General features: G+C 53.7%; 9 protein-coding genes and 1 other annotated feature. Of the genes, 7 read left to right on the forward strand and 2 right to left on the reverse strand.

From position 1 onward, the window contains the following. Window positions 1-81: 81 nt before the first annotated feature. Window positions 82-1,473 carry an amino acid permease gene (locus IJN28_07100; GenBank protein MBQ6713533.1) on the forward strand — a complete coding sequence of 464 codons (1,392 nt, stop codon included), beginning with the start codon at window positions 82-84 and terminating at the stop codon, window positions 1,471-1,473. A 122-nt stretch (window positions 1,474-1,595) separates the two neighbouring features. Here the strand turns inward: IJN28_07100 and IJN28_07105 are convergent, their stop codons facing one another. Both IJN28_07105 and IJN28_07110 read right to left on the reverse strand, forming a co-directional pair. Further along, window positions 1,596-2,996 carry a sodium:solute symporter family protein gene (locus tag IJN28_07105; protein ID MBQ6713534.1) on the reverse strand — a complete coding sequence of 467 codons (1,401 nt, stop codon included), beginning with the start codon at window positions 2,994-2,996 and terminating at the stop codon, window positions 1,596-1,598. A gap of 150 nt (window positions 2,997-3,146) precedes the next feature. Next, window positions 3,147-3,356 (reverse strand) — a binding site (T-box leader). A gap of 367 nt (window positions 3,357-3,723) precedes the next feature. Continuing rightward, complete coding sequence (locus IJN28_07110) at window positions 3,724-5,004, reverse strand: diaminopimelate decarboxylase (GenBank protein MBQ6713535.1); 1,281 nt, start codon at window positions 5,002-5,004, stop codon at window positions 3,724-3,726. 603 nt (window positions 5,005-5,607) lie between these two features. On the opposite strand from IJN28_07110, the gene IJN28_07115 reads away from it, so the two are divergent. From IJN28_07115 to IJN28_07140, 6 genes are all read left to right on the forward strand, one after another. Next, complete coding sequence (locus IJN28_07115; protein ID MBQ6713536.1) at window positions 5,608-5,982, forward strand: DUF1232 domain-containing protein; 375 nt, start codon at window positions 5,608-5,610, stop codon at window positions 5,980-5,982. Window positions 5,983-6,169: 187 nt separating this feature from the next. Continuing rightward, window positions 6,170-7,498, forward strand: a complete 1,329-nt coding sequence (locus IJN28_07120) for an HlyC/CorC family transporter (protein ID MBQ6713537.1) — start codon at window positions 6,170-6,172, stop codon at window positions 7,496-7,498. 111 nt (window positions 7,499-7,609) lie between these two features. Next, window positions 7,610-9,517, forward strand: a complete 1,908-nt coding sequence (locus IJN28_07125; GenBank protein MBQ6713538.1) for an ABC-F family ATP-binding cassette domain-containing protein — start codon at window positions 7,610-7,612, stop codon at window positions 9,515-9,517. Window positions 9,518-9,633: 116 nt separating this feature from the next. Further along, entirely contained in the window at window positions 9,634-10,005 is a 372-nt protein-coding gene (locus IJN28_07130) for a VOC family protein (GenBank protein MBQ6713539.1), read from the forward strand. 65 nt (window positions 10,006-10,070) lie between these two features. Next, window positions 10,071-11,375: a hexokinase gene (locus tag IJN28_07135; protein MBQ6713540.1), complete on the forward strand. Its 1,305-nt coding sequence runs from the start codon at window positions 10,071-10,073 to the stop codon at window positions 11,373-11,375. Window positions 11,376-11,387: 12 nt separating this feature from the next. Next, a partial coding sequence (locus IJN28_07140; protein MBQ6713541.1) for a hypothetical protein occupies window positions 11,388-11,583 on the forward strand: 196 nt, incomplete at its 3' end.

Below are 11,583 nucleotides of genomic sequence, written 5' to 3' on the forward strand. Positions count from 1 at the left end.
AATATATTATGTAAGGTTGTGCGTTCTTTGACAAATGAAAAACAACATCTCAGACGAAGTCTGAAAGCCCGTCACATGAACATGATCGCCATCGGCGGTGCGATCGGTACGGGCCTCTTCGTCGCAAGCGGCGAGACCATCAGCGTCGCAGGCCCGGGCGGTGCGCTCATCGCGTACGGTGTCATCGGCTTGATGGTATACTTCCTCATGACAAGCCTTGGCGAAATGGCGACGTACCTGCCGGTGAGCGGTTCGTTCGGTACATACGCTTCGCGCTACGTTGACGGCGCCTTCGGTTTTGCTGTCGGTTGGAACTACTGGTTCAACTGGGCGATCACCGTTGCTGCCGAGATCATCGCAGGGGCACTTATCATGAAATATTGGTTCCCCGAAGTGCCTGCCTATATCTGGAGCGGTATCTTCCTCGCCATCCTCTTTATCCTCAACTACTGGTCGACACGCTCCTTCGGTGAAGGCGAATTCTTCTTCGCAGGCATCAAGGTACTCACCGTCATCATGTTCCTCATCACAGGTGCGATGCTCATCTTGGGCTTCGGCGCACCGAGCCCCGGCTTTGAGAACTGGACAGTCGGTGAGGCACCGTTCGTCGGCGGACTCGGTTCCATCCTCGCCATCTTCATGATCGCAGGCTTCTCGTTCCAGGGTACCGAGATGATCGGTATCGCGGCAGGGGAAAGTGAACATCCGGAAAAAAATATTCCGAAAGCCGTTCACTCCATCTTCTGGCGTATCGTGCTCTTTTACATGGGTGCGTTCGTCGTTATCGGTTTCCTCATTCCGTATACCGACCCGAACCTTCTTAACAGCAGTATCGAAAACATCTCCATCAGTCCGTTCACGCTCGTATTCGAACGTGCCGGCATGATCGCGGCGGCAAGCTTCATCAATGCCGTCATCTTGACAAGCGTCCTCTCGGCAGGCAACTCGGGTCTTTATGTATCGACTCGTATGCTCTATGCACTTGCCGAAGAAGGCAAAGCTCCGAAACTCTTCCTCAAGCTCAACAAACGCGGTGTACCTGTCCCGGCACTCTGTGCTACGGCAGTATTCGGTTTGGCGGCCTTCGTCACCTCCCTTATCGGTGAAGGTGCGGCATACACGTGGCTCGTCAACATCAGCGGTATGGCAGGCTTCCTCACATGGATCGGCATCGCCATCTGCCACTATCGTTTCCGTCGTGCGTTCAAAGCACAAGGAAGATCCCTCTCCGAGCTTCCGTACAAAGCATCCCTCTTCCCGTTCGGTCCGATCCTTGCTCTCGTGCTCTGCCTCATCGTAACGGCAGGTCAGAACTACACCGCCTTCACGGGCGACAGCATCGACTGGTACGGCGCAAGCGTAGCGTATATCGGCATCCCGGTATTCCTTGCCGTATACCTCTACTACAAGATCAAACACAAAACGAAACTTATCCCGCTCAAAGAGATCGACCTCTCGAGACATCACGACTAAGGATAAGAAAAAAGCCCTGTTCCTTTTGCGGAACGGGGCTTTCGTTATATGGGAGAAGCAAAACAAAAGACCACTCCGCGTTGGAGTGGTCTTTTGTCGTATATGAGGAGTAGAAGAGTGTATTACAATTTCTCGATCGCATCAATTTTACGTTTATCAAACAGAGCCGTACCGAAGAATACGACCATGCTGACGAACCATTCCTGATAGATGAGCTGCGGGAAGATGTGCGTTGCCGGGCAGAATTTCCACAGGATGAGTGTGATGATACCTGCGGCGATCGCGTTGAACGCGGCACTCTTACGGCACAGGTGCGGAGCGAACATCGTAACGAGGATAATTAAGCTGAACGGTGCAAGGAGGCTAAGACCGATCATAAGCGTTGCGATGATGCCGCTGATGGTGAGCGCAAGACCGAGCGTGAGGATACCGAGAAGCACGACGAGGATCTTCGTGATGCGGACGAGTTTTTCCTGGCTCGCGTTCGGGTCGATGGTACGAGCGTAGATGTCGTTCGAGAAGAGCGTTGCCGAGCTTAAAAGCAGGTTACAAGCCGTCGATACATCGGCTGCCCACAGAGCCGCAAGCGTAAGACCTGCGATGATCGGATCGAGCTGCATGATGGTCATCGGAAGCGCCAGTGCAGGACTGACATCGGGGAAGTTGATGCGTGCGATGACACCGAGGAGCGCGCAGATGAAGCCGACGGGGAGCATCAAAAGACCGCCGTAGACGAAGCCGTTACGCGCCGTTTTGGCATCTTTGGCACCGAGGGATATCTGAATGATACTCTGGAGCGAGAGGTTGACGGTGATGAGAACGACGATCCAGCTGATGATGGTCATCAGGCCGACGCCGTCGATGAAGCTGAAGAACGGTGCGCCTTCGGGAAGACGGATAGCGATAGCATCAAGACCGCCGTTCATCGAAACGCAGATGACTGTTGCGACGATGACACCGATGTACTGGAGTGCGACATTGAGTAAGTTCGCCAGTGCGCTCGACCACATACCGCCGATCGACGTAACACCGATGAATACGATAGCACTCGTTATCATACCGCCTTCCAAGCTGAAGACATCAGGCATGAGAGCGCAGAGGATAGAACCGCCCGCTACATACTGAAGCGACATGATAGTGAGCTGGATAAGAATCTGACAGAAGATACCGACGACCATGCCCGCCTTGTTGTAATGACGGCCGAGCATTTCGGGGATCGTCGTAATATTGATCTTGCGATACCGTTTCGCAACGAGAAGACCCATCACGATAGCACCGATACCCCAAGCGGTGGTGTACCAGCCTGCCGACAAGCCGACTTTGTACGCCTGTTCGGCAACGCCGATCGTGGACGCACCGCCGACCGCCAGACCGACGATGGTGACCATGATGAGAGGAGTCGTCAGCTTACGACCTGCCAGAACGTAGTTGGCGATCGTACCTTTTGCGAGGTTCTGTGCATAATAGCTGATCGCGAACAAAAATACGATATAAAGACAAACGAGAACAACTTGGATACTCACGATATCCCTCCTAAAAAATTGATGTATGACGAGTCAGGAATCGGGCACGGATACAAAAAAATCGCCCCTATCGCTAGGGACGAACATGAGCCGTGGTACCACCCGAATTTAACCTGAACGAATGAAAAAAGCAATAAAAAAAGATACCACGCAAGGGACGAATTCTCTCCGCGGTACCACCCTAATCAAATCTGTTCAGATTCTCTTGACGGTCGATAACGTGACCAAACGGTGCAGCCTACTATCAGTTCAGCCGACAGCTCGGGAAGGAACTTCCGCCAACACCTTCCTCGGCTCACACCACCCGCCGAGTCTCTGAAAGAAGAATGAAAACGTACTTTATTCCGTCATTGCCTGTGTCATATGCACTTTCTATTATAGCGACAGAAACAAAAAGTGTCAACCTGTTACATGGATAAAAATAAAAAAATTATCGCATAACTTATAAAAACAGGGGAATGGGCGGTGGTGACTAATGTTTTACAGGTGATTTGGGCAAACGACTGATGGTCAAAAGCCGTTTGTGTGATAATGCTGCTACATTTTGCTGACGGGAAGGGTGAGGGAGTGTCCTTTGACAGAGGAACAATGCACAAAAGTGCCGTGCGTGTTGGACAACAGAAAAGGACAGACCGACAAAGAGAGGCACGGTACACATCGCGAGCATTCCTTCTGCGGTGCAGAAAAAAGGACAGACCGATAAGGCCTGTCCCTTGCATGCGATATATTATTTGAGTGCCGCTTTGACTTCTTCTGCGGAGTTGGAGAAGATCATCGTGGAGAAGTAGTCCTCGATCGTTTCTGCGCGGCGGATAAGCTGTACCGAGCCGTCTTCTTTTAAGAGAAGCTCTGCACTGCGGAGCTTGCCGTTGTAGTTGAAGCCCATTGCGTGACCGTGTGCGCCTGCATCGTGGATCACGATGGTGTCGCCGATGTCGATCTTCGGCAATGCGCGGTTGATGGCGAATTTGTCATTGTTTTCGCAGAGCGAGCCTGTTACGTCGTAGACGTGGTCGAGCGGTGCGTTTTCTTTGCCGATGACGGTGATATGGTGGTACGAGCCGTAGAGTGCGGGGCGCATGAGGTTTGCCATGCACGCATCGAGGCCGATGTAGTTTTTGTACGTTTCTTTTTTGTGGATGGCTTTCGCTACGAGATAGCCGTACGGTCCCGTGATAGAACGGCCGAGTTCGAGCGCGATCTTAAGTGGGCCGAGGCCGCAAGCTACGATCGTGTCGTTGTATGCTTTTTCGATGCCTTTGCCGACGTATTCAAGGTCTACTGCTGTATCTTCCGGGCGGTACGGGATACCGACGCCGCCGCCGAAGTTAACAAGCTCGATGTCGATGGCGAGTTTGTTTTTAATTTCAACAACGAGGTTGAAGATCATCTGTGCCGTTGCGATGAAACAGTCGGGGTTCAGCTCATTCGAGATGACCATCGTATGAAGGCCGAAGCGTTTCGCGCCTTTTTCTTTGGCGATGCGGTATGCTTCGAGAAGCTGATCGTGCGTAAGACCGTATTTTGCTTCTTCCGGCGTGCCGATAATGGTGTTGCTCGATTTCTGGAGCGGGCCCGGGTTGTAGCGGAACGAGATCATTTCGGGCATACCTGCGTGTTTTTCGAGGAAGTCGATATGCGTGATGTCATCGAGGTTGATGACAGCGCCGAGCGAGCGTGCTTTGACGAACTCGTGGGCAGGCGTGTCGTTCGATGTGAACATGATCGATTCGCCTTTGATGCCTGCGAGGTCGGCAAGGATAAGCTCCGGAAGCGAGCTGCAGTCTGCGCCTACGCCTTCTTTGGCAAGAAGCTCGAGAAGTGCGGGCGTCGGAGTTGCTTTGACTGCGAAATATTCTTGGAACGACGGTGCCCAGCTGAATGCGCGGATAAGGCGGCGCACGTTGGCTACGATCGCTTTTTCGTCATAAATGTGGAACGGTGTCGGGTACTCTGCCATGATCTCCGCAAGCTTCTCTGCGGAAAACGGAATCGTTTTTTCTGTCATTGTAGTGATCCTCCATCTCTCTTAACTGGTCTATATGGACAAATGTGATTTCTGCTTATACCATAATATTTTATCAAGCGGAGAGGGGGTTTGTCAATGTAGGGGGGAGGGGGAGGAGAGGGGAGGTTCTTTTTGCGCGAAAATCGTTTCAAGTCGGTAGGAAATGCCGCGATGCTTTTAGTTTAGTCTACGTTCTCTGCCTCACTCTGATGAGGGAGGTGGCACGGCTTGTCCGTGACGGAGGGAGAGAACATATCGGCGATGTATAGGGCTATATCTCTTTTGCGTAGGGGAATCTCTCCCTCAGTCAGCGTTGCTGACAGCTCCCTCATCAGAAGGAGCCATTGTGGATACCGCGATGTATTAACTACTGCTATATTTCTTTCTTGTGCGGCGCAAGAAAGAAGGGGAAAAAGGAAAATGAACCAGCGACCGAACTTTCTTCGTCCCTACGTCACAAAGTAAAGAAACAATACCAAAATCCCTCCCCTTCCCCCTCCCTCTCCCAAAGACAAAACAAATACAAACCTGCTATAATATAAAAGACAATACATAGATCGGGTGCGACGTGTTACGCTCGCACCTTACAGGAGGATATTCATCATGGGTTTGGTCAAACTATGGTCATGGATAAAGTCTGTGCGCCGCGATGCGCTTCTTCTCTTTTTTGCGTGGAAGAATCATGCTACGCCGAAGGAGCTGAAAAGCATGATTCTGCTGGTGCTTTTATATCTCGTCAGTCCGCTCGACTTGGTGCCCGATGTGGTGCCGTTTGCAGGTCTGATCGACGATATGGTGTTGGTGCCTGCGGCGATCGCGTTTCTCTCGAAGCTCTTACCTCCGACGGTCTTGGCCGATGCACAAGCCAAGCAGTCTGTCTGGGATAAAAGGCTTCCGTATATCGCGGTGTGGTTTGCGATCTTGACGGTCTTTTGGGCAGGGGTCCTCATCTGGCTTCTCGTGCGCGCCTTTTCGTAGAGGGGTGCTCGCTTCGCATACCTTGCGTGCGCCTTTTTCGGCAACGCTCACGTGCTTTTTCGCAAGCATATCAATGCCCCGCGGATACCCTGCGCGCACCCTTGCGCGATACGGGACAAGTATTGTATAATGAAAGGTACTTATATATAACAGGAGGTGACCTCGCCTTTAACAGGCGGGAATGTTCTTGGACCTATCTTCTATACTATTTAACTTGATAATCGTAATGCTCTTGGTTTTGATGAACGGATTTTTCGTCGCGGCAGAGTTCGCGATGGTAAAGGCGCGTGATTCGCGTATCGATACGCTTATCATGGAAGGCAACAAGCGCGCAAAATATGCCAAAGAGATGATAGACCACTTGGACGACTACTTGTCCGCGTGTCAGCTCGGCATCACGCTCGCTTCTCTCGGTCTTGGTTGGATCGGGGAGCCTGCCGTTGCGAAGCTCATCGAGCCTGCGCTCAGCAGTCTTGGTTTTTCGGAAATGGCAGTCCACACCGTAGCCTTCGCCGTTTCGTTCTCTATCATCACGGCACTCCATATCGTCATCGGCGAGCTTGCGCCGAAATCGCTTGCCATTCAGAAGGCAGAAGCGCTCACTCTCTTTACGGCTGGGCCGATGATCGTATTTCATAAGGTGATGTATCCTATCATCTGGCTCCTCAACAAGATCGCGTTCCTCGCGCTCAAGGCGGCAGGGCTGTCTGTATCGAGCGAGAGCCATGCGGCACATACGGAGGAAGAGATACGCATCTTGATGAAAGAGAGCCACCGTCAAGGCTACATCGATCAGGAAGAGCTTGACTACGTGGACAACATCTTCGATTTCGCCGACCGCAACGCGCGCGAGGTCATGATACCGCGTACCGATATGATATGCCTCTACGTGCAGGATACGTTCCGCGAAAGCGTCGATACGGCGATCGCCGAACAGCTGACGCGCTATCCTGTCTGCGACCCCGACAAGGACAACATCATCGGGTTCGTCCATATCAAGGATATCTTGACTGCGCTGGGAAAAGGCGAAGAGCCCGACATCCGCACGTGCGTCCGTGATATGCTGGCAGTCCCCGAATCGATGCCATTAAGCGACCTTTTGAAGCTGATGCAGAAGAACCGTGCGCAGATCGCACTCGTCGTCGATGAATACGGCGGTACGGCAGGTCTTGTGACGGTAGAGGATATCATCGAGGAGATCGTCGGCGAAATACAAGACGAATTCGACGTGGAAGAACGCAAGGAAGTAGAACGCCGTGCAGAAGGCAACTACTCCGTAGACGGTCTGTTCCTCATCGACGAGGTCAACGAGCTTGTCGGCACGCACCTTGATTCGGAAACGTTCGACACCATCGGCGGCTGGATGTATGCCGAGATCGGCGAAACACCGACAGTCGGCCGTACGATAGAAACGGAAAACTGCGTATTCACCGTCGAAGAAACGGACGATATGCGCATCACGCGCGTCGGCATCGTCAAGCACGAACCGCCGGCCGAGGAAACGGAAGAAGAATAACAGATAAGGCTCGCGCCCTGACGGGAGGCGGGTCTTTTTTATAGGCGAAACAGCAGGGACATATACCCTCATTGACATAACCACACTTTTTACAGCAAAGGAAGATACATCATGGTACTCGTAACGGTAGAACATGTAGGCAAAAGCTACGGTACAAGACGGCTGTTCGGTGACGTGACGTTCGGCATCGAAGAAGGCGACAAGATCGGCGTCATCGGCGTCAACGGTACAGGGAAGTCTACCTTCCTCAAGATCATGGCAGGCAGAGAAGTGCCCGAAGAAGGCGATATCCAGACGAAAAAAGGCCTCGTCGTGGAATACCTTCCGCAGGATCCCGACTTCGACGAGAAGGATACCATCCTCGGACAAGTCCTCTGTTCCGATACGTCCGTATTTCGCATCGTGCGCGAATACGAAGAAGCCGTCATCGAAGCGGCGATGCACGAAAATGATGCGCGCGTACAAGAAAAGCTCATGCAGGCGGCAAGTGCCGTCGATGCGGCAGGCGGATGGCAGCTGGAGAGCGAAGCCAAGACCGTCCTCACCAAGCTCGGCATCACCGACTTTGCGCAGACGATCGAAAACCTCTCGGGCGGACAGAAAAAACGCGTCGCACTCGCACGCGCCCTTATCGCACCGAGCGACCTGCTCATCCTCGATGAGCCGACGAACCATCTCGACAACGACACCATCGCGTGGCTCGAATCGTACCTCGCGAGCCGTAAAGGCGCACTCCTCATGGTCACGCACGACCGCTATTTCCTCGACCGTGTGGCGACCCGTATGCTCGAGATCGATAACGGCAAAGTATACGCCTACAGCGGCAACTACTCGGAATTCCTCGAGAAAAAAGCCGAACGCGAAGAACTTGCACAGGCAAGCGAACGCAAACGGCAGAACCTTCTCCGTAACGAGCTTGCGTGGGTACGTCGTGGTGCACAGGCACGCTCCACCAAACAGAAAGCGCGCCTTGAGCGGTTCGAAGAACTCAAAGCGCAGGACGCACCGACCGTGCAGGCAGAAATGGTCATCAAGGCAGGCTCCTCGCGCCTCGGCCGCAAAACGATAGAACTTGAGAACGTATCGAAAATGTATGACGGCAAGACAGTCGTCAAAGACCTCAGCTATATCGTCGGACGCCATGACCGCCTCGGCATCATCGGCCCGAACGGCGCAGGCAAAAGTACGATACTTGACCTTATCGCCAAGAAAGTCGCACCCGACAAGGGCACCGTCACCCACGGCGAGACCGTCAAGCTTGCCTACTTCTCGCAGGAAACAGAGGGCATGGACGACCGCCTTCGCGCCATCGAATATATCCGCGAAGAAGCCAACTACTTCACCACGGCAGACGGCGAGACCATCTCCGCCGCCCGCCTTGCCGAACAGTTCCTCTTTCCGCCGCATCTTCAATGGACGCCTATCGCCAAGCTGTCGGGCGGTGAAAAACGCAGACTGTTCCTCCTCAGACTGCTCATCGGCGCACCGAACATCCTCCTCCTCGACGAGCCGACGAACGACCTCGATATTCAGACGCTCATGGTGCTCGAAGCGTTCCTCGACGACTTTCCCGGTGCCGTCATCACCGTATCGCACGACCGCTACTTCCTCGACCGTGTAGCAGACCACATCTTCGCCTATGACGGAAGCGGTATCTTCCGTCCGTACAACGGCGGTTACAGCGACGAATACGAAGCCGCACGCAAAGCACGCGAAAAAGAAGCGCAAGCACCGCGCATCGAGAAAAAGCCCGAACCGAAGCAGAAGGCGACAAAATTCACGTGGAAAGAAGAACGCGAATACGAAACGATCGAAGCGCGCATCGCCGAAGCCGAAAGCGAACTGGAGGGCTTGGCCCGTGCCATGACGGTGGCAGGCAGTGACTACGGACAGATCGCCGACCTTGCCGCACGGCAAAAAGAAGTCGAAGCGAACCTTGAGCATCTCATGGAGCGTTGGGAATACCTTGAAGACCTCGCACAGCGCATCGCCGACGAAAAGGCGCGCGCAGGAAAGTGACCTATCGCGCACCGCGAAGGCATAGGGACAGCGGCATATGCAGGCAGACCCTTGCATGCAGGAAAATCGCTCGCCTGCGTAGAATCAAACGATAACAACAAAGGGAGGAATCCACGATGAAATTCAAATTTTTGCATAACAACATCAACGTACTCGACCTCGATCGCAGTATGAAATTCTACGAAGAAGCACTCGGCCTTACCGAAGTGCGCCGTAAAGAATGTCCCGGCTTCACGCTCGTCTACCTCGGCGACGGCAACCAGACGCCGCATCAGCTCGAACTGACGTATCTCCACGACCGCACCGAGCCGTACAACCTCGGCGAAAACGAGATCCACCTTGCTTTTGAAACGGACGATTTTGACGCGGCATATGCACACCACACCGAAATGGGCTGCATCTGCTACGAAAACAAAGCAATGGGCATCTACTTTATAAGCGACCCCGACGGATACTGGCTCGAAGTATTGCCGAAAAAATTCCGCTGACAAATTGCCGTAGGGCGTGTATGCGCTTTACGGCTTCTTTTGTATCGTAAGAGGAGGAAATAGCCATGGCGATAGAAGACCAATTTATATTGACGAAAGATGACAGAAAACAGATCCGCAGAAACTTCGCCGAAGCACTCATCGCCAAGATGGAAGGGGGAGAGAGCAGTCTGAAATGTCTGCCGTCCTTTTTGCCGCGTCCGAGCGGACAGGAGAGCGGTGACTATCTCGCACTCGACTTCGGCGGCTCGAACGTACGCGCCATGACAGTAAGGCTCTCGGGCGGTCAAGCAGATATCCTGCGCATGAAAAAAATGTCGCTTCGCCGTGTGGGAAGCCTCGACTACACGAGCGGAGAGGTGGAAGCCAAAGACCTGTTCGGCATCATCGCCGACCTTATCTTAGCAGTCGAGGCAGGCGGAGAAAACATTGCCCTCGGACACACCTTCTCGTTCCCGGCAGAGCAGCTCTCGGTAGGAGAAGCGCGCCTTATCAAGTGGACGAAAGAATTCGCCGTTGAGGGCGTCGTCGGCGAGCAAGTCAACCAACTTTTATCGGAAGCCTTTGCGCGTCGCGGCGTAGACAGAGTGCGCCCCGTCGCCATCATCAACGACACCGTCGGTACGCTCCTTGCCAGTGCGTATCGCGCGCCCGATACGACTATCGGCTCGATCTGCGGAACGGGACACAACACGGCGGCGGTACTCCCCGACGGCATGATATATAATCTCGAATCGGGCAACTTCGACGGCCTCCCCGTAACGGAATATGACCTCGCGCTTGACCGCGCGAGCCTTGCACCGAACGAACAACGGCTCGAAAAGATGAGCGCAGGCCACTACCTCGGCAAGATCGTCACCCTCGCCGCCGCGGATAAACTCGACTGCCTGCGTACGGGAACAGAACTGACAGGCGAAGACCTCGGCATGATACTAAACGACGGCGGTCAGTCACGCCGTACGGCAGACCTCATCGAACACCGATTCGGCGAGCGCATTACGCAAAGTGACTGCGCCTTCCTCAGACGACTTACCCGCGCCGTCGTCGCACGCTCGGCACAGATGGTCGCCTGCACGTATCTCGGCATCATCGACGTCATCGATCCAAGCCATACCGAGCATCACACCATCGCCGTCGACGGCTCTCTCTTTGGTAAAATGCCCATGTATGCCAAAGAAGTCGAACGCGCCCTGGCAGAAGGCCTCGTCGGCGAGCGCGCCAAAGCAGACCTCGTATGGGCAGGCGACGGCTCGGGCATCGGAGCCGCCGTCGCCGCTGCTCTTGCGCTCGCAAGACCTGCCGACAAACAAGACTATCACACCTTCGCCGAAAGCATGGTCGCCCTCTACGGAAGCAAAGGAGAAGCGTGAGGGAGGGCGAATGTGGCGGACAGAAAAGATATACCGCGTTCCCTAAGCCTCCCTCTGACGAGGGAGGTGGCACGGCTTGCCCGTGACGGAGGGAGAGAAAAGAAAATGAAATATTACAACAAAGCCAATATTCCTCTCGCCAAAGAATTGAGAAAACATATGACCCCGTGGGAACGAAAGCTGTGGTATGACTTTCTGCGGAACTATC

Source organism: Selenomonadales bacterium (assembly GCA_017442105.1).
Lineage (GTDB): Bacteria > Bacillota > Negativicutes > RGIG982 > RGIG982 > RGIG982.

Coding starts and splice junctions, on each gene's coding strand:
- IJN28_07125 (MBQ6713538.1), top strand. CDS start 7,610: ATGGTACTCGTAACGGTAGAACATGTAGGCAAAAGCTACGGTACAAGA.
- IJN28_07100 (MBQ6713533.1), top strand. CDS start 82: ATGATCGCCATCGGCGGTGCGATCGGTACGGGCCTCTTCGTCGCAAGC.
- IJN28_07135 (MBQ6713540.1), top strand. CDS start 10,071: ATGGCGATAGAAGACCAATTTATATTGACGAAAGATGACAGAAAACAG.
- IJN28_07110 (MBQ6713535.1), bottom strand. CDS start 5,004: ATGACAGAAAAAACGATTCCGTTTTCCGCAGAGAAGCTTGCGGAGATC.
- IJN28_07130 (MBQ6713539.1), top strand. CDS start 9,634: ATGAAATTCAAATTTTTGCATAACAACATCAACGTACTCGACCTCGAT.
- IJN28_07115 (MBQ6713536.1), top strand. CDS start 5,608: ATGGGTTTGGTCAAACTATGGTCATGGATAAAGTCTGTGCGCCGCGAT.